The sequence below is a fragment of the Streptomyces sp. AHA2 genome (assembly GCF_036857595.1).
Lineage (GTDB): Bacteria > Actinomycetota > Actinomycetes > Streptomycetales > Streptomycetaceae > Streptomyces.
Genome location: NZ_JAUQWJ010000008.1, coordinates 62,962 through 83,591 on the forward strand (window position 1 = coordinate 62,962; position 20,630 = coordinate 83,591).

Annotated in this window: 17 protein-coding genes; 10 read left to right on the top strand and 7 right to left on the bottom strand. The window is 72.8% G+C overall.

Annotation, left to right across the window (positions count from 1 at the left end; all coding sequences use genetic code 11):
* Window positions 1–83: 83 nt before the first annotated feature.
* From Q5694_RS18060 to Q5694_RS18080, 5 genes are all read right to left on the bottom strand, one after another.
* On the bottom strand, window positions 84–1,265 hold the full coding sequence (locus Q5694_RS18060) for an ROK family protein (protein ID WP_333934145.1): 1,182 nt from the start codon (window positions 1,263–1,265) through the stop codon (window positions 84–86).
* A gap of 315 nt (window positions 1,266–1,580) precedes the next feature.
* Complete coding sequence (locus tag Q5694_RS18065; RefSeq protein WP_333934146.1) at window positions 1,581–2,258, bottom strand: GntR family transcriptional regulator; 678 nt, start codon at window positions 2,256–2,258, stop codon at window positions 1,581–1,583.
* Window positions 2,259–2,407: 149 nt separating this feature from the next.
* A complete protein-coding gene (locus Q5694_RS18070; protein ID WP_333934147.1) occupies window positions 2,408–3,346 on the bottom strand; it encodes a beta-ketoacyl-ACP synthase III in 939 nt (312 codons plus the stop codon).
* 170 nt (window positions 3,347–3,516) lie between these two features.
* Window positions 3,517–3,657, bottom strand: coding sequence for an MFS transporter small subunit (locus tag Q5694_RS18075; RefSeq protein WP_333934149.1), 141 nt, complete (start codon window positions 3,655–3,657; stop codon window positions 3,517–3,519).
* A complete protein-coding gene (locus Q5694_RS18080) occupies window positions 3,626–4,963 on the bottom strand; it encodes an OFA family MFS transporter (protein WP_333934151.1) in 1,338 nt (445 codons plus the stop codon). Before Q5694_RS18080 ends, Q5694_RS18075 begins: the two co-directional genes overlap by 32 nt.
* Window positions 4,964–5,159: 196 nt before the next feature.
* Between Q5694_RS18080 and Q5694_RS18085 the strand changes: the two genes are divergently transcribed.
* The 5 genes from Q5694_RS18085 to fdhD are packed head-to-tail and all read left to right on the top strand — an operon-like array spanning window position 5,160 to window position 11,590.
* On the top strand, window positions 5,160–6,131 hold the full coding sequence (locus Q5694_RS18085) for a 2-dehydropantoate 2-reductase (protein WP_333934153.1): 972 nt from the start codon (window positions 5,160–5,162) through the stop codon (window positions 6,129–6,131).
* Window positions 6,128–8,047, top strand: coding sequence for a molybdopterin oxidoreductase family protein (locus Q5694_RS18090; RefSeq protein ID WP_333934154.1), 1,920 nt, complete (start codon window positions 6,128–6,130; stop codon window positions 8,045–8,047). The genes Q5694_RS18085 and Q5694_RS18090 overlap by 4 nt, the downstream gene beginning before the upstream one ends.
* A gap of 6 nt (window positions 8,048–8,053) precedes the next feature.
* Window positions 8,054–9,877 carry an NAD(P)H-dependent oxidoreductase subunit E gene (locus Q5694_RS18095; protein WP_333934155.1) on the top strand — a complete coding sequence of 608 codons (1,824 nt, stop codon included), beginning with the start codon at window positions 8,054–8,056 and terminating at the stop codon, window positions 9,875–9,877.
* On the top strand, window positions 9,874–10,734 hold the full coding sequence (locus Q5694_RS18100) for a 2Fe-2S iron-sulfur cluster-binding protein (RefSeq protein ID WP_333934156.1): 861 nt from the start codon (window positions 9,874–9,876) through the stop codon (window positions 10,732–10,734). Before Q5694_RS18095 ends, Q5694_RS18100 begins: the two co-directional genes overlap by 4 nt.
* Window positions 10,735–10,741: 7 nt before the next feature.
* Window positions 10,742–11,590: a formate dehydrogenase accessory sulfurtransferase FdhD gene (gene fdhD / locus Q5694_RS18105; RefSeq protein ID WP_333934158.1), complete on the top strand. Its 849-nt coding sequence runs from the start codon at window positions 10,742–10,744 to the stop codon at window positions 11,588–11,590.
* A gap of 92 nt (window positions 11,591–11,682) precedes the next feature.
* Here fdhD and Q5694_RS18110 read toward each other — a convergent pair whose 3' ends face one another.
* Complete coding sequence (locus Q5694_RS18110; RefSeq protein ID WP_333934160.1) at window positions 11,683–12,120, bottom strand: MarR family winged helix-turn-helix transcriptional regulator; 438 nt, start codon at window positions 12,118–12,120, stop codon at window positions 11,683–11,685.
* A gap of 103 nt (window positions 12,121–12,223) precedes the next feature.
* On the opposite strand from Q5694_RS18110, the gene Q5694_RS18115 reads away from it, so the two are divergent.
* The 3 genes from Q5694_RS18115 (at window position 12,224) to Q5694_RS18125 (ending at window position 16,391) form a co-directional block, all read left to right on the top strand.
* Complete coding sequence (locus Q5694_RS18115) at window positions 12,224–13,141, top strand: quinone oxidoreductase family protein (protein WP_333934409.1); 918 nt, start codon at window positions 12,224–12,226, stop codon at window positions 13,139–13,141.
* 134 nt (window positions 13,142–13,275) lie between these two features.
* A complete protein-coding gene (locus Q5694_RS18120; RefSeq protein ID WP_333934161.1) occupies window positions 13,276–15,144 on the top strand; it encodes a sialidase family protein in 1,869 nt (622 codons plus the stop codon).
* Between the two features lie 11 nt (window positions 15,145–15,155).
* Entirely contained in the window at window positions 15,156–16,391 is a 1,236-nt protein-coding gene (locus Q5694_RS18125) for a DUF4185 domain-containing protein (RefSeq protein WP_333934162.1), read from the top strand.
* Here Q5694_RS18125 and Q5694_RS18130 read toward each other — a convergent pair.
* The gene (locus tag Q5694_RS18130; protein ID WP_333934163.1) at window positions 16,327–17,364 is read right to left on the bottom strand and encodes a bile acid:sodium symporter family protein; all 1,038 of its coding nucleotides are present in this window, start codon (window positions 17,362–17,364) and stop codon (window positions 16,327–16,329) included. The genes Q5694_RS18125 and Q5694_RS18130 overlap by 65 nt on opposite strands.
* Before the next feature lie 143 nt (window positions 17,365–17,507).
* Between Q5694_RS18130 and Q5694_RS18135 the strand changes: the two genes are divergently transcribed.
* Both Q5694_RS18135 and Q5694_RS18140 read left to right on the top strand, forming a co-directional pair.
* Window positions 17,508–18,386, top strand: a complete 879-nt coding sequence (locus Q5694_RS18135; RefSeq protein ID WP_333934164.1) for a LysR substrate-binding domain-containing protein — start codon at window positions 17,508–17,510, stop codon at window positions 18,384–18,386.
* 322 nt (window positions 18,387–18,708) lie between these two features.
* The gene (locus tag Q5694_RS18140) at window positions 18,709–20,535 is read left to right on the top strand and encodes an AMP-dependent synthetase/ligase (protein WP_333934166.1); all 1,827 of its coding nucleotides are present in this window, start codon (window positions 18,709–18,711) and stop codon (window positions 20,533–20,535) included.
* Window positions 20,536–20,630: the final 95 nt, after the last annotated feature.

Here is a 20,630-nt window from a genome sequence, read left to right on the forward strand (position 1 = left end):
CGGTGAGCCGTGCTGGGAGTGCGGTGCGCGGTGCGGGGGCTGTGCTGCCGTGCTGTCGAGAAGGACTACGCGGGAGAGAAGGACTACGCGGGAGAGAAGAGGTGGTCGCTGATGAGCCGGGCCGCGCCGATCACCCCTGCGGCGGGGCCCAACTCGCCCAGGACGATGGGCAGGTTGCCGGTCGCCAGGGGCAGCGACTGGCGGTAGACCTGGGTGCGGATCGCGGCGAGCAGGGTGTGGCCGAGTCCGGTCACCCCACCGCCGATCACCACCAGGCCCGGGTTGAAGAAGCTGACCAGGCCGGCGATGACCTGGCCGGTGCGGTTGCCGCCCTCACGGATCAGTTCGAGGGCGGTGGCGTCCCCGGCGGCCGCGGCGGCGGCGACGTCGGCGGCGGTGAGGCCGCCGCCGGTCTCCAGCCGTGAGGCCAGTACCGGGGAGAGCCTTTGCTGGGCGGCTTCCAGGGCGTCGCGGGCGAGGGCCGCTCCGCTGAAGTGGGCCTCCAGGCAGCCCCGGTTGCCGCAGGCGCACGGGCGGCCGTCGGGCACGGCCTGGATGTGCCCGATGTCGCCGGCGCTGCCCGTCGTACCGCGGTAGACCTGACCGCCGACGACGATGCCGCAGCCGATGCCCGTGCCGATCTTGACGCAGAGGAAGTCGGCGACGGTGCGGGCCACTCCCGCGTGCTGCTCCCCCATCGCCATCAGGTTCACGTCGTTGTCGACCATGACCGGGCAGCCGAGTTCCTGGCTGAGCGCCTCCCGCACGGGGAAGCCGTCCCAGCCGGGCATGATCGGCGGTGCCACCGGGATGCCCTCGGGGAAGCGGACCGGGCCCGGGACGCCGATGCCGGCGCCGTCGAACCCCTCCGCGAGCCCGGAGGCACGCAGTTTCGCCGCCATCGCCAGGACCTGCTCGAAGACCGCGACCGGGCCCTCGCGCACGTCCATGGGGTGGTTGATGTGCCCGAGGGTCTCCAGCTCGGCGTTGGTGACGGCGACGTCGATCGAGGTCGCGCCGATGTCGACGCCGAGGAAGCGCAGTTCGGGATTGAGCCGGATGTTGTGGCTGCGGCGTCCGCCGCGTGAGGCGGCGAGTCCGTCGGCCACGACCAGCCGCGTCTCCAGCAGCCGGTCCACCTCCACGGCGAGCTTGGAGCGTGAGAGGTCGACCTGGTCGCCCAGCTGGGCGCGGGAGTTGGGGCCGCCATCGCGCAACAGCCTGAGCAGTCGGGCCTGATGAGCGTTCCCGGGTCGTGCGGTCATACGTCTCACGAGCCCCTCCCCGCCTCTTTCGGCCTCTGCTCGCCGGTTTTCCGCCACCAGCGGTGGCGTGCTTTCGGAGGGAACGTAGCAGTGGCTGCCGGGACTGGGAAGAAGTCGCGCAGGAATTGCCGCCCACTTTTTCCACTCACAGGACAAAGACGGGGACGCGAGGCTCTCTCATCGGGCGAAGCGGACGTTCCGACGGCCCGCACGCAGGGCGGACGGCCCGCACACAGCACGGACGGTCCGCACGCAGGGCGGACGACCCACGCGCGGCGGACGGTAGGTGGGCGGCGAAGGGGCCCCGCCGGTCTCCTACGGACGTTCTCGCGCGTGGTACGACCGCCGGGTGTGCTCGGTGTGTTCACGCATCAGCTGCGTGGCCCGCTGCTCGTCCCGCGCGGCCACGGCGGCGATGAGCTCGCGGTGCTCGATCCAGGACTGCGCGCCGCGCTGACGGGCCACCGGCGTGTAGTACCAGCGCACGCGCCGGTCGACCTGCGCGGCGAGTTCGGCGAGGACCGCGTTGCCGGCCAGCTCCATGATCCTGGCGTGGAAACGGGCGTTCATGGCGACGGCCCCGTCCACGTCGTCGGCCTCGACCGCCTGCTCCCCCTGCGCGCACAGCGCTTCCAGGTCGGCGATGCCGGCACTGTCCGCGTTCGCCGCGGCCAGCCGTGCCGCCTCGGCCTCCAGGAGCGTACGGACCGTGAGGAGCTGGTCGGCCTCCTCCTCCGTCGGCTCGTGCACGAACGCGCCCTGGGCGGGCCGCAGATCGACCCATCCTTCCGTGTTGAGCCGTTGCAGCGCCTCGCGCACGGGCTGCCGCGACACGCCGAGGTGCCCGGCGAGTTCACTCTCGACGAGGTGCTGGCCGGGCTGGAGCGCGCGGGTGGTGATGAGTTCGAGCAGCGCCTCGTAGACGCGGTCGCGCAGCGGTCCCGGGCGTTCCAGCCTGGGTACCGCCCCCTGGGGCAGTCCTGTCGGCAGCATCGCGGTCCCCCTCCTCGGCCCGGGCCGTGCGGAGCGCGGCGGAAGCCGGTGTCGCCGCTGAGTCAGTATCGATTGTCTTTCGTCTACAGTCTACGGCGCGCCAGTGCCAGGGCCCGGGGGAGTTGACCGCGTCACACCGGCCGGGCGGGTCAGGGGCAGCGCACGACCTGTCCCGCGTACGACAGGTTCCCGCCGAAGCCGAACAGCAGGACCGGGTCGCCCGAGGCGAGCGCGCCCTGCTCGACGAGCTTGGAGAAGGCCAGCGGAATGCTGGCGGCCGAGGTGTTGCCGGACTCGGTCACGTCCCGGGCGACGACCGCGTTGACGGCGCCGATCTTCTCGGCGAGGGGCTCGATGATGCGCAGGTTCGCCTGGTGCAGCACGACCCCGGCGAGGTCGGCAGGCTCGAGCCCGGCGCGCTCGCAGGCCCGGCGGGCGATGGGGGGCAGCTGGGTGGTGGCCCAGCGGTAGACGCTCTGCCCCTCCTGCGCGAAGCGCGGCGGGGTGCCCTCGATCCGTACGGCGTGGCCCATCTCGGGCACCGATCCCCACAGCACCGGTCCGATGGCCGGTTCACCGGCGGCCTCCACCACGGCGGCCCCGGCCCCGTCGCCGACGAGGACGCAGGTGGTGCGGTCGCTCCAGTCGGCGACCTCGGACATCTTGTCGGCACCGATGACCAGCGCCCGGCTCGCCCCGCCGGCGCGCACGGCGTGGTCGGCGGTGGCCAGGGCGTGGGTGAACCCGGCGCACACGACGTTCAGGTCCATGGTGGCGGCCTGCGGGACCCCGAGGCGGGCGGCGACCCGGGCGGCCATGTTGGGCGAGCGGTCGACGGCGGTGGAGGTGGCCACCAGCACCAGGTCGATATCGGCCGGGGTCAGCCCGGCCGAGGCGAGGGCCTTGGCGGCGGCGTGCGCGGCGAGTTCGTCGACGGGCTCGTCGGGTCCGGCGATGTGGCGGGTGCGGATGCCCACCCGGCTCCTGATCCACTCGTCATTGGTGTCCACCAGGCCCGCCAGGTCCTCGTTGGTGAGCACCTTGGCGGGCTGGTAGTGGCCGACGGCGGCGATGCGCGAGCCGTTCATTGGGTGGATCCCCCTCGTTGCCTTGGGTAGCGGGTCCACCAGTCTGAACAGTGACTCGCGGGTACGACGGCAGGTGAGGCGACAGGAAACGGACGTCCGGGTTGTCGGCTTCCGTCAGCAGCTCGGACGCCCGGACACCTGTCGAACGACCTCCCGGGAAGGCCGGGAGGCTATCCGGTGAACAGCTGGGTCGCCTTGCGTACGAGTTCGTACAGCCCGTAGGCGAGCGGGACGCCCACCCACAGCCAGGCGAGGGCGATGAGCCACCGCCCGCCGGGGCTAGGCGGGCTCTGACTGCTGTCGCTCGGCATGAGCGGCCTCCCTCGGGGCGGGGACGTGGTGGTGGCGGGCGGCGACGGGACGGACGAGTTCGTTGGCGGCGAACCCGGCCACGAGCAGGCCGATCATGATGACGAAGGACATCCCGTACAGGGACGCGCCGTGCCGGCCGGCCTCCTCCTGCCGGTCGGCGATCCAGTTGACGATGAGCGGTCCGAGCACCCCGGCCGTGGACCAGGCGGTGAGCAGCCGCCCGTGGATGGCCCCGACCTGGTAGGTCCCGAAGAGGTCCTTCAGATACGCCGGGACGGTCGCGAAGCCGCCGCCGTAGAAGGACAGGATGACCAGGGCGCACAGGACGAACAAGGGCTTGGAGGAGTCGCCGAACAGGGCGATGAGGGCGTACATCAGGGCGCCGGCACCCAGGTAGACGCGGTAGACGTTCTTGCGTCCGATCAGGTCGGACGTCGACGACCAGCCGATGCGGCCCGCCATGTTCGCCGCGGACAGCAGCGCCACGAACCCGGCGGCGGCGGTCGCCGAGACCGGAGCGGAGGTGTCCGCGAAGAAGTCCGTGATCATCGGCGCGGCCTTCTCGAGGATGCCGATGCCGGCGGTGACGTTCGTGCAGAGTACGAGCCACAGCAGCCAGAACTGCGGGGTGCGCACGGCCCGGTTGGCCGAGACCTGCGGCCCGGTGGGGAGTTGCCGCGCGGTTCCGGCCGCCTCCGGGGCAGCACGCGGGACCCTGACCAGCAGCACGCCCAGCAGCATGAAGACCGCGTACGACAGCCCGTGCACCAGGAATGCCAGCGCGATGCCGGAACTGTCGGAGCCGAAGGACTGGAGCATCTGCGCGGACCACGGCGAGGCGATGAGCGCGCCGCCGCCGAACCCCATGATGGCGATGCCGGTGGCCATGCCGGGCCGGTCCGGGAACCACTTGATGAGGGTGGAGACGGGAGAGATGTAGCCGATGCCGAGCCCGATGCCGCCGACGAAGCCGTAGCCGAGGACGATCAGCCAGTACTGCTCCAGGGACGCGCCCAGCGCGGAGAGCAGGAACCCGGAGGAGAAGCAGAGCAGGGCGACGGTCATCGCCCAGCGCGGGCCGTTGCGCTCCACGAGCGTGCCGCCGAACGCGGCGGACAGCCCCAGCATGACGATGCCGAGCTGGAAGGGCAGTGCGCTCTGCGTGCCGCTGAGGCCGAGCGCCGACTCGAGCGGCGGTTTGAACACGCTCCAGGCGTAGGCCTGGCCGATGGAGAGATGGACCGAGAGAGCGGCCGGCGGGACGAGCCAGCGGCTCCAGCCCGGGGGCGCGACGGGGGGACTCATGAACCCCGGACGGTAGGACTCCGCAACAGCGTTGAGAAGGCGGTCCGCGGTCCGTGTGCGACGAGCGGTCCCCGGCGTGCGCCGAACGGTCGGTGCGCGGACCCTTGCCGCCCCAACTTCCATACTGTAGACAATATTTCGTCGACAGAGTCTCGGCAGTTCCTCGGTACCCTCGACCGAACGGAGCTCCCTCGTTATGAAAGTCGCAGTTCTCGGCGCCGGTGCCATCGGCGCCTACGTCGGCGCCGCGCTCCACCGCGCGGGTGCCGATGTGCATCTCATCGCCCGTGGACCGCACCTGGCGGCCATGAGGCGGCACGGAGTCCGGGTGCGCAGCCCGCGCGGCGACTTCACCGCGCACCCGCACGCGACCGACGACCCGGCCGACGTGGGCCCGGTCGACTACGTGTTCCTGGGTCTGAAGGCCAACGCGTACGCGGCGTGCGGGCCGCTGATCGCACCACTGCTGCACGGCACCACGGCCGTCGTGGCGGCCCAGAACGGCATCCCCTGGTGGTACTTCCACCGCCACGGCGGCCCCTTCGACGGCCACCGGATCGAGAGCGTGGACCCGGGCGGTGCGGTCAGTGCGGTGCTCGCGCCCGAACGGGCCGTCGGATGCGTGGTCTACGCGGCGACCGAACTCGAAGGACCGGGCGTCGTCCGCCACTTGGAAGGAACCCGGTTCTCCCTCGGTGAACCCGACCGCAGCCGGTCGGCGCGTTGTCTGCGCTTCGGCGAGGCCATGCAGGCCGGTGGCCTGAAGTGCCCCGTCGAGCCGGACCTGCGCAACGACATCTGGCTCAAGCTGCTCGGCAACATCTCCTTCAACCCGATCAGCGCGCTCGCCCGCGCCACCATGCGGCAGATGTGCCTGCACGGCGGCACCCGCAGGGTCATCGAGATCATGATGACCGAGACCCTCGCCGTCGCCGAGGCCCTGGACTGCGACGTCGGGGTGTCCATCGAGCGCCGGCTGGCGGGCGCCGAGCGCGTCGGCGACCACCGCACCTCCACGCTCCAGGACCTGGAGCGCGGCAAGCCGCTCGAACTCGACGTCCTGCTCGCGGCCGTCGTCGAACTGGCGGGGATCACCGGCGTGGACGTGCCCACCCTGCGCACCGTGCACGCCATCTCGGACCTGCTCGCGCTGAGGAGCGCCGCATGAGGAAACGCCAGCCGAAGACGTACACCCGGCTCACGCATCCGCTGGTCAGGGACTCGCGTGACGAGCCCTTCCGACGGGCGGACTGGGAGGAGGCCCTGGACAGGGCCGCGCGAGGCCTCGAGCGCAACAGGGGGGCGTTCGGCATGTTCTCCTGCGCCCGCGCCACCAACGAGATGAACTACGTGGCGCAGAAGTTCGCCCGGGTCGTCATGGGCACCAACAACGTCGACTCCTGCAACCGCACCTGTCACGCCCCGAGCGTGGCGGGGCTGTCGGCGGCGTTCGGCTCGGGCGGCGGGACCTCGTCGTACGAGGAGATCGAGCACACCGACGTCATCGTGATGTGGGGCTCCAACGCCCGCTTCGCGCACCCGATCTTCTTCCAGCACGTGCTGAAGGGCATCCGGAACGGGGCCCGGATGTACGCGATCGATCCGCGCCGCACCTCGACCGCCGAGTGGGCGGAGAGCTGGCTGGGCCTGAACGTCGGCACGGACATCCCCCTGGCGCACGCGATCGGCCGCGAGATCATCCACGCGGGTCTGGTCAACGAGGCGTTCATCGGGCGGGCGACCACCGGCTTCGAGGAGTACCGGGCCCTGGTCGAGCCGTGGACGCCGTCGCTCGCCGAGAAGGTGACGGGCGTCCCGGCCGCGGCGATCCGGGAGCTGGCCCACGCCTACGCCCGGGCCGAGCGCGCCCAGTTGTGCTGGACGCTCGGCATCACCGAGCATCACAACGGCACCGACAACGTCCGCGCCCTGATCAACCTGTCGCTGCTCACCGGGCACGTCGGCCGCTACGGCTCAGGGCTGCAGCCCCTGCGCGGGCAGAACAACGTCCAGGGCGGCGGCGACATGGGCGCGATCCCCAACCGCCTGCCCGGCTTCCAGGACATCCTCGACCCGGACACCCGGCTGAAGTTCGAGACGGCCTGGGACACCGTCATCCAGCCGCACTACGGCCTGAACCTCACCGAGATGTTCGAGGCCATGGAGGACGGCACCCTGAGGGCCGTCTACTGCATCGGCGAGAACCCGGCCCAGTCGGAGGCCGACAGCGAGCAGGCCGTACGGCGCCTGGGGGCGCTCGACTTCCTCGTGGTGCAGGACATCTTCCTGACGAGGACGGCCGAGCTGGCGGACGTCGTCCTGCCCGCGACGGCCGGCTGGGCGGAGACCGAGGGCACGACCACCAACAGCGAACGACGCGTCCAGCGCGTGCGCAGGGCCGTCACCCCGCCCGGCGAGGCGCGTGAGGACATCGACATCCTCTGCGACCTCGCCACCCGCCTCGGGCACGACTGGAAGTACGCCGACGCGGAGACGGTGTGGAACGAGCTGCGTTCGGTCTCCCCCGACCACCACGGCATGACGTACGAGCGCCTGGAGCGGCACCAGGGCATCCAGTGGCCCTGCCCCGGCACCGACCGACTCGAACCGAGCTACCTGCACGGCAGGTTGTGGGACCCGGATCCCGCGCGACGCGGGCGGCTCGCGCCGTTCGGCATCGTGCAGCACGACCCGCCCGTGGACCTCACCGACGAGCGGTACCCGATCCGGCTCACCACCGGGCGGCGGCTCGATTCGTACAACACCGGCGTGCAGAGCGGCGGTTACGCCTCCCCGCTGCGGCGCGGCGAGTACGTCGAACTGTCCCCGGAGGACGCCGAGCGCTACGGCGTCGTCGTGGGCGAGCGGGTGCGGGTCACCTCACGGCGCGGGTCGGTGACCGCGCCCGTGTGGGTGGACACCGCCCTGCGCCCCGGGCTCGCCTTCATGACCATGCACTTCCCGGACGAGGTGGACACCAACGCGCTGACGATCGAGGCCAACTGCCCGATCGCGGGGACGGCGGAGTTCAAGGCGTCGGCGATCCGGATCGAGAAGCTGCCCATCGCGACCATCGTGGGGTGACGCACTGTGGACCTGCACTTCGGTGACGGCGAACCGACGGACGAGGAACGGGCGGCCGTGGACGCCCTGCTCGGGCCCCCGGAGTCCTCCTGGGAGGGCGCCGACCGCTCCGGCGCCGATCTGCGGTGGGCCCGGGGCGGGCGCGAGGCCCGGGACCGCCGCGAGCTGCTGCTGCCGGGGCTGCACGCGATCAACGACCGGATCGGCTGGATCAGCGAAGGCGCCCTCGCTTACCTGTGCCGGCGGCTGACCGTGCCGCCGGCCGAGGCGTACGGGGTCGCCACCTTCTACGCCATGTTCTCCGTGCGGCCGCGTCCGGCGACCGTGCTGCACGTGTGCACGGACCTGGTGTGCGCGGCGGCCGGGGCGCCGGAGCTGTGTGCCGGGATCGAGGAGCGGCTCGGCTCCCGCGGCGGGGTGAGCGTGGAGCGCGGTCCGTGCCTCGGCCTGTGCGAACGCGCCCCCGCGGCACTCGCGGTCAGGGCCGGGGACCCGGTCCGTACGGCGGTGGCGGCCCCGGCGACGGTGGAGGGCGCGGTGCTCGCCGCGAGCGCCCCGGACTCGGCCCCCGAGGAGCCTGCGGCCGCCCTGGCGGTGCCCCAGGCCGGGCAGGAAGGGCTGATGCTGCTGCGCCGGGTGGGCGTGGTCGACCCGGCGTCGCTGGACGACTACCGCGCCCACGGCGGCTACACCGCCCTGCGCCGGGCCTTCGAGCTGGGACCGGCCGGGGTCATCCGCGAGGTCACCGAATCAGGTCTGCTGGGCCGGGGCGGTGCCGCCTTCCCCACCGGGCGCAAGTGGCAGGCCACCGCCTCGCAGCCGGACCGCCCGCACCACCTCGTCTGCAACGCCGACGAGTCCGAGCCCGGGACCTTCAAGGACCGGGTGCTGATGGAGGGCGACCCGTACGCGCTCGTCGAGGCCATGACGATCGCCGGGTACGCGACGGGCGCGCACAAGGGCTACCTCTACCTGCGCGGCGAGTACCCGCGCGCCCTGCGCCTCCTGGAGCACGCGATCGGGCAGGCACGCGCGCGCGGACTGCTCGGCGACGACGTCCTCGGGCAGGGGTACGCCTTCGACATCGAGATCCGGCGCGGCGCGGGCGCCTACATCTGCGGTGAGGAGACGGCTCTGTTCAACTCCATCGAGGGCTACCGGGGCGAGCCGCGCGCGAAGCCGCCGTTCCCGGTGGAGAAGGGCCTGTTCGGCAAGCCGACGGTGGAGAACAACGTCGAGACGCTGATCAACGTCCTGCCGATCCTGACCCTGGGCGCCCCGGCGTACGCGGCGATCGGGACGGAGGGGTCGACGGGGCCGAAGCTGTTCTGCGTGTCGGGCGGCGTTCAGCGGCCGGGTGTCTACGAGGTGCCGTTCGGCGCGACCCTGGGCGAGGTGCTGGCGCTGGCGGGTGTGCGGGACGGGCTGCGGGCGGTGCTGCTCGGCGGTGCGGCCGGCGGTTTCGTCCGGGCCGACGAGACGGACATCCCGCTGACCTTCGAGGGCACGCGCGAGGCCGGCACGACCCTGGGCTCCGGTGTCGTGCTGGCCCTCGGCGACAGCGTGCCCCTGCCCCGGCTGCTGCTGCGCATCGCCGAGTTCTTCCGCGACGAGTCGTGCGGGCAGTGCGTGCCCTGCCGGGTCGGGACCGTGCGGCAGGAAGAGGCGCTGCGCCGGATCGTGGACCGCACCGGTGCCGGTGCGGCCGGGGACGTCGCCCTGCTGCGGGAGGTCGGCCGCGCGATGCGGGACGCCTCGATCTGCGGTCTGGGCCAGACCGCGTGGAACGCCGTGGAATCCGCCATCGACCGTCTGGGGGCGTACGAATGACCGTGACACCGCTGGGCATCCCGCGCCGGATGCTGGAGTTCACCCTGGACGGGCGGGAGACCCGGGTCCCGGAGGGCTCGACGATCCTGGACGCCTGCCGGGCTGCGGGCAAGGACGTCCCCACCCTGTGCGAGGGCGACACGCTGCGGCCGAAGAACGCCTGCCGGGTGTGCGTCGTGGAGGTCGAGGGCGCCCGCACCCTCGTCCCGGCCTGCTCCCGCAAGGCCGAGCCGGGCATGCGGGTGCGTACGGACACCGAGCGCGCCCGGCACAGCCGCAAGGTGGTGCTCGAGCTGCTCGCGTCCAGCGTCGACCTGTCGACCACGCCGAAGGCCGCCGGATGGATCGAGGAGTACGAGGCGAAGCCGGACCGCTTCGGCCCGGACGCGGCCCGCCTGAACGAGGAGCCGAGGATCGACAACGACCTGTACGTCCGGGACTACGGCAAGTGCATCCTCTGCTACAAGTGCGTCGACGCCTGCGGCGAGCAGTGGCAGAACACGTTCGCGATCGCGGTCGCCGGGCGTGGCTTTGACGCGCGGATCGCCGTGGAGCACGACGCGCCGCTGACCGACTCGGCGTGCGTGTACTGCGGGAACTGCATCGAGGTGTGCCCCACGGGCGCACTTTCCTTCAGATCCGAGTTCGACATGCGTGCGGCGGGTACATGGGATCCGTCGCGGCAGACGGAGACGACCACGGTGTGCGCGTACTGCGGAGTGGGCTGCAACCTGACGCTGCACGTACAGGACAATGAGATCGTCAAGGTCACCTCGCCGCACGACAACCCGGTGACCCACGGCAATCTCTGCATCAAGGGCCGCTTCGGCTACCAGCACGTACAGAACCGGGACTGATCAGGACATGGGACGAGTCACGGAACGACGCAAGGTGCTCCGCATCCGGGACGGGGCGGTCTCCAGCCGGCCCGACACACTCGTCGCCGAGGAACCGCTGGAGATCCGGCTGAACGGCAGGCCCCTGGCCATCACCATGCGCACGCCCGGTGACGACTTCGCGCTGGCGGCCGGTTTCCTGGTCAGCGAGGGCGTGCTGGCCGGGCAGCAGGACCTGCGCAACATCGTGTACTGCGCCGGGGCCACGGCCGACGGGTCGAACACCTACAACGTGGTCGACGTGCAGACGGCCCCCGGTGTGGTGATCCCGGACATCACGCTGGAACGCAACGTCTACACCACCTCGTCGTGCGGCCTGTGCGGCAAGGCGTCGCTGGACGCGGTGCGCACCACGGCCCGCTGGCCCATCGCCGACACTCCCCCGGTGCGGATCGGCCCCGAGCTGCTGGCGGCCCTGCCCGACCGGCTGCGCGCGGCCCAGCGGGTCTTCGACCGGACCGGCGGGCTGCACGCGGCGGCGCTCTTCTCCGAGGAGGGCGAGCTGCTGGACGTCAGGGAGGACGTGGGCCGGCACAACGCCGTCGACAAACTGGTCGGCCGCGCCCTGCAGAACGGGCGGCTGCCGTTGTCCCGGGCGGTCCTGCTCGTGTCGGGCCGGGCCTCCTTCGAACTGGCGCAGAAGGCCGTCATGGCCGGTATCCCGGTGCTGGCGGCGGTGTCGGCGCCGTCGTCGCTGGCGGTCGATCTGGCCGCCGAGACGGGTCTGACATTGGTGGGCTTCCTGCGGGGCACCTCCATGAACGTGTACGCGGGTGAGGACCGTGTCACCGTGCGGGCCGCGGCCGCCCAGGGCTGAACCGGTTCCCTCCGCGACACGGCGGCGGGGCCCCGACCGGCGGGGAGCGCCCCCTGCGCCGCAGGGGCCCCGTCTCGGCCCGCCCCCGGGTGTCAGCCTGCGGTGCCGGATATCCGCCGCAGCATGCCGGTGAACTGCTCCCGTTCGGCCGGCGACAGCGGGGCGAGCAGCTCGTCGTTGGCGGCGCGGGCCGCCTCCTCGCAGCGCTCCAGCAGCCGGGCTCCCCTGGGGGTGAGGGACACGGCGTTCTTGCGGCGGTCCTTCGGATCGGGCTCGCGCACCACCAGCCGGGCCGCCTGCAGATCGTCGAGCACCCCGACGACGTCCTTGGGATCCAGGCGGACCGCACGGCCCAGGTCCGCCTGGGCGACGGGGGCGAGGTCGCGGACCGCGGAGAGCACCACGTGGTGCCACATCCGCATGTCCTCGGCGGCGAGCGCCTCGGCCACCAGGGCCCGGCCGCGGGCGGCGGCACGGCCCAGCAGCCAGCTGGGCAGGGAGCGGATCGCGGGCAGGGGGGCTTCCGACATGGGCGCAGCCTAACCACACGATCGTTGGTTGTTCCCATGATCCTCCTATACCGTTGGGCCCCCCGACGAGTTCATGGGGACCACCAACGATCCCGGAGGTGTGATGCGCCGCGTCCGCTACGAATCGCCAGGCGGCCCCCTGTTCGTGGAGGAGGCACCGCTCCCCCGGCCGGGCCCGGGGGAACTGCTCGTGCGCACGGAGGCGATCGGCGTCACGCTCCCGGTCGTCCGCAAGGTCGCGGAGACTCCCGAACCGGTCCCGCTGGGCGGGGAGATCGCCGGGGAGGTGACGGCCGTCGGCGAGGGCGTCTCCGGCTTCGGCACCGGCGACCGTGTGACGGGACTCTGCGCCGGGCACGGATACGCCGAGCACGCGCTGCTCCACGAGGCGATGGCCTCCCCGATCCCGCGGGAGGCGAGCGCGGTCGACGCGGTGGCCCTGGTCCGCAGCGGTCTGGTGGCCCTCGGTGCCCTGGAGGCGGCGCGACCCGAGCCGGGTGAGGCGGTGCTGGTCACGGCCGCCGCGAGCGGGGTCGGCCATCTGGCCGTGCAACTGGCCAGGACGCGCGGCGCGGGCCGGGTCGTGGGCGCCGTCTCGGACCCCGGCAAAGCCGACTTCGTGCGGGGTCTCGGCGCCGACCACGTCATCTCCTACGGCGACGCGAGCTGGGGCACCCCCGTCGACTACGTCCTGGACGCCGTCGGCGGGGAACTGCTCACCCGGGCCCTGCACGCGCTCGTCCCCGAGGGCCGGCTGGTGGCCTACAGCTCGGGGGGCGGCGCCATCCAGGCGTACGACCTGCTCGTGGGCGCGAAGTCGGTCATCGGGTTCCAGATGGCCCGGGTCGCCCGCAGCAGGCCCGAGCTGTACGAGCGCCGGCGCGGGGAGCTGTGGCGGCTGTTCGCGGCCGGGGAGGTCCGGCCGGTCGTGCACGGGCGGTTCGCCCTGGAGGACGCGGCCAAGGCGCACGGGGAGATCGAGGGGCGGTCCAACCTCGGAAAGGTCGTCCTCATTCCCTGACGCGTGTTCCGGGGGGATCAGCGAAGCCACCCACCGCCCGCGGTCCGCCGGCCGGGCAGGGAACGTCCGGACGACCGGGCGACGCCCTTCGCCCGGTGGTCCGGCCGGCGGGCGCCTCAAGGACAGGTCGCAGCATGCCGTCACGTCTTCGTTCACCCCTCGGGTGCGCTCTCACCGCCGCCGTCGCGGCCGGGGCGCTGCTCCTCCCCTCGGGTCCGGCCCACGGCCGGCCCGCCGCCGCGCCGGAGTTCACGCAGCGGATCCTCTTCAAGGCCGGCCGGGATCCGGGCTACGCCTGCTTCCGCATCCCGGCGATCGTGCGCACCACCCGCGGCACGCTGCTGGCCTTCGCCGAGGGCCGGGTCCTCAACTGCGGTGACGCGGCGGACATCGACATCGTCGTGAAGCGTTCCACCGACGGCGGCCGCACCTGGGGCCCGCTCCGGGTCGTCACCGAGGGCGCGGGCGACACGCACGGCAACCCGACCCCCCTCGTGGACCGCCGCACCGGCCGGGTCCTCCTGGCCGAGACGTACAACAGCGGCCGCGGTGACGCCGGCAACTGCTCGGCGCCCTGCGCCCGCACCCCGCACCTGCAGTACAGCGACGACGACGGGCGGACCTGGTCGAAGCCTCGGGACCTGAGCCGGGAGATCCTGCCCGCCCACTGGAACGCCTGGTACGCCACCGGGCCCGTGCACGGTATCCAGCTCACCCGCGGCGCGCACGCCGGGCGACTCGTGCTCGGCGTCAACGCCGAGACGTGGAACGGCACCCGCGTCTCCGCCAACCACGCCGCCCTGATCGTCAGCGACGACGGCGGCGACCACTGGAGGATCGGGGCCACGGACACCTGGCCGGCCGCGCCGGACGGCGCGTTCCGGCAGAAGCCGTCGGAGATGACGCTCACCGAACGCGCCGACGGAGCCGTCCTGGTGAGCGGCCGCGAGCAGGACGGCACCGACCCCGGCCACCGCTCCCAAACCTTCAGTCTCGACGGCGGCGACACCTTCGCCACCCCCTTCCGCGCCCTCCCGGATCTCTACACCCCGCAGGTCCAGGGCGCGACCCTGCGCCTGGGCGGCCGGCTGCTGCTGTCGGCACCGGCCGACCCCGACCGCCGCCGCACGATGATGGTCCGCTCCTCCTACGACGGCGGACGCAGCTGGGAGAGCGTGGACCGCGGCACGGTCGTCACCACGGACTGGTCCGGCTACTCCGACATGGCGGCGGTCGACGACCGGACGGTGGGGCTGCTGTACGAGGGCGGCGCGGCGGACGCCCGGGACGAGATCCGGTTCGCGCGCTTCACCGAGAACTGGCTGGCACCCCGCCGGGGCGCCGACCCCACCACCCCCGACACGGCGCCGGGCGCCGCACCGGCGGCCGTCCTGGGCGGTGCCCGGCGGACGGACGGTGTGCGCGGCGGCGCCCTGGCCTTCGACGGGGGCGACGACGCCGTCCGGCTGCCCCACCGCGCGCGACTGGCCCTCGGGGACGGCGACTTCACCGCCTCGCTGCACTTCCGCTACTCGGCGCGCGCCGGTGAGCAGCCCTTCCTCTGGATGGGCGGCACCGGCGGCGCCCAGCCCCAGGTCTGGCTGCGCGGCGAACCGGCGGGCGACCGGATCCGGGCGCTGATCACCACCCGCTCGGGCGCCACCGCCGTCCGGTCGGCCTCGGTGTCGGCCGCCGGCGCCCGCAACGACGGCCGCTGGCACCACCTGGCGCTGCGCCGCGGCGGCGGGAGGCTGACCCTCTTCCTCGACGGCGAGGCCGTCAGCACCGCCGACGTGCCGGGCTCGGTCAGCCGCAACTCCCCGTTCGGCGTCCACATCGGGCAGCGCATGGACGGCCGCGCGTTCCTCACCGGGGTGGTCGACGACGTCCGCGTGTGGAACCGGGCCCTGTCCGAAGGGGAGTTGGCGTCCGGCGCCGGGCGGGCGGCGTCCCGGGGCACCGTGCTGCACCTGCCCATGGACCGGGTGAGTGGTGGCAACTAACGTCACATCACGTGCCGGACGACACTGACGCAGCACGAGCACGGCAGCGCACGGGCACCGGGATCGGCATCCTGCTGGTCCTGGTGCTCGGCGCCGCGCTGCTCATCGCCCTGCCGGAGGACGACGGCCCGGGCGATGCGGCCTGCCGGGCGCGGACCATCGCCTCCTGGCGGGCGGACGACGGCCTCACCGGCGAGTTCGCCCGGTACGGCGACGATCCCGCGCGCACCGACGACTGGACCGGCGGCGACGGCACCCACTCGGTGCGGCTGCCCGACGGCCGGGTGCTGTGGCTGTTCTCGGACACCTATCTGGGCCGGGTGCACGGCCCGCCCAACCCGGTCGGCGAGTCGGTCGCCTGGCGGGACGCGACCGCGCCGATGGTGCGCAACTCGGCGGTGCTGATGCGCGGCGGCCGCCTCGAATCGACCCTGCCCGCCCCGCTCTTCGCCGACCCGGCGCCCGGCCGGTGGCGCTGGCCGGTGGCCGCCCGCGTGGAGCCCCGCTCCCCCGGCTCCGCCGAGCAGGTGGTCCGGGTGCTGCTGTGGGTGCGCACGACCGGCCAGGCCCCCTGGATCTACGGTGTTCCGGCCGCCACCGAGGTCGCCACCCTGTCGCTGCCGCGGCTGGAACTGGAGTCGATCGTCGAGGTCCTCGACCAGAGCCGCGTGCCGGACGCGTCCCGGCGGGTGCTGTTCGGCACGACCCTGGTGGCGCGGGACGGCTGGACGTACGTCTACGGCGGCGACGACGGCCGGCCCGCCTCCCGCCCGGCCTCGCACGCCTACCTGGCCCGGGTGCCGCGGGGCGCCCTGGCGGACCCGGCGGCCTGGGAGTACTGGAGCGGCGCGGACTGGGTGCCGGGGGCGCGGCCCCGGCCGGTCCTCGGGGACGGGCGGCGCAAGGGCGTGGGCAGCGCGTTCTCGGTCGTCCGGGACGACGGGACGTACGTGCTGTTCACGATGGCCACCGGGGCGAAGGGCCTGACCACGGTGGCCTCGTACTGGGCCTGCCGCCCGGAGGGGCCGTGGCACGGCCCGGCGAAGGAGTTCAGCCCGCCGCTCCCGCAGGGCGAGGTCGCCGCCTACAACCCGCAGGCCCACCCGGTGCTGAGCGGCGGGGGGCGCCTGGTCATGAGCTACGACGTCAACTGGCTGGAGATCACGGGCGCGGCGGACCGGCTCAGCCGGAACGTGTCCCTGTACCGACCGCGGTTCGTGACGCTTCGGCTGGCTCCGCCGCGCTGAGCTGCGCCTCCGGGTCACGTGCGCGCCGTTTGGCGATCACCGCGCACACGATCAGCTGCATCTGGTGGAACAGCATCAGCGGCAGCACCGCGAGGGCCGCCTGCGCGCCGAACAGGACGCTCGCCATGGGCAGTCCGGCCGCCAGGGACTTCTTGGAGCCCGCGAACTGCAGGGCGATCCGGTCGGCGCGGCCGAAGCGCAGGGCCTTGCCGCCGTACCAGGTCAGCGCGAGCATCACGGCGAGGACGACCGCCTCGACGGCGAACAGCCCGCCCAGGCGCGCGGGGCTGACCTGGTGCCAGATGCCCTGCACCATGCCCTGGCTGAACGCGGTGTAGACGACGAGCAGGATCGAGCCGCGGTCGACCAGGGACAGGACCTTCTTGTGGCGGGTGACGAACCCGCCGATCCAGCGCCGCAGCACCTGCCCGGCGACGAACGGCACGAGCAGCTGCAGCACGATCTTCAGCAGCGAGTCGGCGGAGAACCCGGTACTGCTGCCGAGCAGCGACGCGGCGAGCAGCGGCGTGGCGACGATGCCGACGAGGGAGGAGAAGGAGCCCGCGCAGATCGCCGCCGGCACGTTGCCGCGGGCGATGGAGGTGAACGCGATCGACGACTGGACGGTCGACGGGACGAGGGTGAGGAAGAGCAGCCCCTGGTAGAGGGGGTGCGTCAGGATCACCGGCACCAGACCCCGGGCCGCGAGGCCGAGCAGCGGGAAGACGGCGAAGGTGCAGGCCAGCACCGTGACGTGGAGTCGCCAGTGGCGCAGCCCGTCGAGCGCCTCGCGGGTGGACAGCCGCGCGCCGTACAGGAAGAACAGCAGGGCGACGGCCCCCGTGGAGGCCCAGGAGGCCACGTCGGCGGCCGACCCGCGCGCCGGGAGCAGGGCGGCGAGGCCCACCGTCCCGAGGAGCAGCAGGATGTACGGGTCGATCGGCAGCCAACGGGGCCGGTGCAGGCGTTTCACGGTGCTCCACTTGCTTGTGCCGCTGCGGTGCTTGGCTCGGTGCGGGGCCGGGGCGGCCCCCTTCCATCCTGCTCCCCGCCGCAGCGATCGGGAATCCCGTACGCCGCTCTCACTGTTATCGCGATCGGCGATAACCTGGGGGTGTGTACGACCCCGTCCATCTGCGCACGTTCCTCTCGGTCGCGCAGACGCTGAGCTTCACCCGCGCCGCGCGGCGGCTCGGGCTGCGCCAGTCGACGGTCAGCCAGCACGTGCGGCGGCTGGAGGACGCCACCGGGCGGACGCTGTTCAGCCGGGACACCCACTCGGTGGAGTTGACCGAGGACGGCGAGGCGATGCTCGGCTTCGCCCGCCGCATCCTGGAGGTGCACGAGCAGGCGACGGCCTTCTTCACCGGCACCCGGCTGCGGGGACGGCTGCGCTTCGGCGCCTCGGAGGACTTCGTGCTGACCCGGCTGCCGGAGATCCTGGAGGCCTTCCGGCACGAGCACCCGGAGGTCGACCTGGAGCTGACGGTCGAGCTGTCGGGCACGCTGCACGAGCAGCTGGCCGCCGGGAAGCTGGATCTCGTCCTGGCCAAGCGGCGGCCCGAGGACCCGCGGGGCGAGCTGGTCCGGCAGGACCGGCTGGTGTGGATCGGCGCGGAGCGCCTGCGGCTCGACCCCGGCCGCCCGGTGCCGCTGATCGTCTACCCACCGCCCGGCATCACCCGCGCGCTGGCCCTGGAGGCGCTGGAGCGGCAGGGCCGTCAGTGGCGGGTGGTGTGCACCAGCGGCAGCCTCAACGGTCTCCTGGCGGCGGCCCGGGCGGGGCTGGGCGTGATGGCCCACTCGCGGGGGCTGATCCCGCCGGGTCTGGTCCGGGTTCCGGAGCGGGCCGGACTGCCGGAGCTGGGGCAGGTCGACTTCGTCGTCGTGCACGGCCGGCGCCGGCCGTCCGCGCAGGGGGCGGCGAACGCCTTGGCGGCGGCGCTCCTGTCGGGTGGTGACCGGCTGCGGCGCAGCGAGCGCAAGGGACTGTGACCCGGGCGCGGGGCGGACCGGGCGTGAGGAGTGACGGAATGCGCCCCCGGTGCGCTGACAGAGGAGAGCCCTTCGCTGCGGCCGCTCACACCGGCCGCCGGGTCGTACAGATTCGGTGGAGATTACGGGACCGAAACTTACTCGACCGTCAGGAATGTGTCCGACCCTTCCCCATGTGAGCGCATTTTCCCCCGCTGACCAGCGCGGACAAGAGCACCGCTCACCTTCGCGCCCCCTCCCGCGCCCCGGTCGCGTGGGGTAGCTTTCACGGCGCTGTGCGGGGCGTCACCCAATCGAAGCGCCAAGGAGCGGGGAGCGGGGTTTGCGCGAGTTCACCAACCCTCCGTCGGCGTCGGCACCTCCCGTGGGCGGTCTGGCCGACGTGGTCTTCCGGTATGCCGAGGAGGACCCGCAGCACGTGGCGCTGGGCCGCAAGGACGGCTCCGGGCAGTGGCGGGACGTGACGAGCGCCGAGTTCCGCGACGAGGTGCTCGCCCTGGCCAAGGGCCTGCTGGCGAGCGGCGTCCGGTTCGGCGACCGTGTCGCGATCATGTCCCGCACGCGCTACGAGTGGACCCTCTTCGACTACGCCCTGTGGACCGTCGGCGCCCAGGTGGTGCCCGTCTACCCGACGTCCTCGGCCGAGCAGTGCTTCTGGATGCTGTACGACGCGGAGGTCACCGCCGCGATCGTGGAGCACGAGGACCACGCCATGACGATCGCCACCGTCATCGACCGGCTGCCGCAGCTGCGCCGGCTGTGGCAGCTGGACTCGGGCGCGGTGCACGAGCTGTACGACGCCGGGGCCCACCTCGACGACGAGGTGGTGCACCGCCACCGCCAGGCCGTCACGCCCGACTCGATCGCGACCGTCATCTACACCTCGGGCACCACCGGCCGGCCCAAGGGCTGCCTCCTCACGCACGGCAACTTCATGTTCGAGGCGGACACCGTCGTCGAGCGCTGGGAGCCGGTCTTCCACTCCAAGCGGGGCGACGAGGCCTCGACCCTGCTGTTCCTGCCGCTCGCGCACGTCTTCGGGCGGATGGTCCAGGTCGCCGGGATCCGCGGGAAGGTGAAGTTCGGCCACCAGCCGCAGCTCAACGCGGCGGCCCTGCTGCCGGACCTGGCGGCCTTCAGGCCGACGTTCTTCCTGGCCGTGCCGTACATCTTCGAGAAGGTGTTCAACGCGGCCCGCCGCAAGGCCGAGAAGGAGGGCCGCTCCGGCCCCTTCGAGAAGGCCGTGGACATCGCCGTCAAGTACGCGGACGCCCTGGAGGCCAAGGCGTGGGGCACCGGCCCGGGCCCCTCCGCCGGGCTGCGCATGCAGCACCAGCTGTTCGACAAGCTCGTCTACGCCAGGATCCGCGCGGCGATGGGCGGCCGCATCAAGCACGCCATGTCCGGCGGCTCGGCGATGGACCGGCGCCTGGGCCTGTTCTTCGCCGGCGCCGGCGTGCACATCTACGAGGGCTACGGGCTCACCGAGTCCACGGCCGCGGCGACGGCCAACCCGCCCGGGCGCACCCGCTTCGGCACGGTCGGCCGGCCCATCCCGGGCACGACCGTCCACATCGCGGACGACGGCGAGATCTGGCTGCGCGGCGACAACGTCTTCCAGGGCTACCTGAACAACCCCAAGGCCACCGACGAGACCCTGCACGACGGCTGGCTGGCCACGGGCGACCTCGGCATGCTCGACGAGGACGGCTACCTCACCATCACCGGCCGCAAGAAGGAGATCCTGGTCACCTCCGGCGGCAAGAGCGTCTCGCCCGGGGTGCTGGAGGAGCGCGTCCGGGACCACCCGCTGGTCAGCCAGTGCATCGTCGTCGGCAACGACCGCCCCTACATCGCCGCCCTGGTGACCCTCGACCAGGAGGCCGTGGACCACTGGCTGGCGATGCGCCACAAACCGCGGATGTCCCCGGCGGAGCTGGTGCGCGACGAGGACCTCGAGACGGAGGTGCGGCGCGCGGTGGTCGCCGCGAACACGCGGGTGTCGCAGGCGGAGTCCATCCGCACCTTCCGGATCCTTGCCCAGCCGTTCACGGAGGAGCACGGGCTGCTCACGCCCTCGCTGAAGCTCAAGCGCAGGGCGATCGAGAAGGCCTACGAGAACGAGGTCGAGGCGCTGTACCGGGCGTGACTCGCGCCGTACGGGGCATTCTTCGCTTCGGAATTCTCCCGTCAGGAATGCATCACGGCTCGTGATCGTTGACGATGGGAGCACACCTGACCGCA

Excerpts from the sequence above, each read along its gene's own strand:
- fdhD (WP_333934158.1), top strand. The coding sequence starts at position 10,742 with ATGGGACGAGTCACGGAACGACGCAAGGTGCTCCGCATCCGGGACGGG.
- Q5694_RS18115 (WP_333934409.1), top strand. The coding sequence starts at position 12,224 with ATGCGCCGCGTCCGCTACGAATCGCCAGGCGGCCCCCTGTTCGTGGAG.
- Q5694_RS18065 (WP_333934146.1), bottom strand. The coding sequence starts at position 2,258 with ATGCTGCCGACAGGACTGCCCCAGGGGGCGGTACCCAGGCTGGAACGC.
- Q5694_RS18085 (WP_333934153.1), top strand. The coding sequence starts at position 5,160 with ATGAAAGTCGCAGTTCTCGGCGCCGGTGCCATCGGCGCCTACGTCGGC.
- Q5694_RS18075 (WP_333934149.1), bottom strand. The coding sequence starts at position 3,657 with ATGCCGAGCGACAGCAGTCAGAGCCCGCCTAGCCCCGGCGGGCGGTGG.
- Q5694_RS18110 (WP_333934160.1), bottom strand. The coding sequence starts at position 12,120 with ATGTCGGAAGCCCCCCTGCCCGCGATCCGCTCCCTGCCCAGCTGGCTG.
- Q5694_RS18120 (WP_333934161.1), top strand. The coding sequence starts at position 13,276 with ATGCCGTCACGTCTTCGTTCACCCCTCGGGTGCGCTCTCACCGCCGCC.
- Q5694_RS18070 (WP_333934147.1), bottom strand. The coding sequence starts at position 3,346 with ATGAACGGCTCGCGCATCGCCGCCGTCGGCCACTACCAGCCCGCCAAG.
- Q5694_RS18080 (WP_333934151.1), bottom strand. The coding sequence starts at position 4,963 with ATGAGTCCCCCCGTCGCGCCCCCGGGCTGGAGCCGCTGGCTCGTCCCG.
- Q5694_RS18090 (WP_333934154.1), top strand. The coding sequence starts at position 6,128 with ATGAGGAAACGCCAGCCGAAGACGTACACCCGGCTCACGCATCCGCTG.
- Q5694_RS18060 (WP_333934145.1), bottom strand. The coding sequence starts at position 1,265 with ATGACCGCACGACCCGGGAACGCTCATCAGGCCCGACTGCTCAGGCTG.
- Q5694_RS18100 (WP_333934156.1), top strand. The coding sequence starts at position 9,874 with ATGACCGTGACACCGCTGGGCATCCCGCGCCGGATGCTGGAGTTCACC.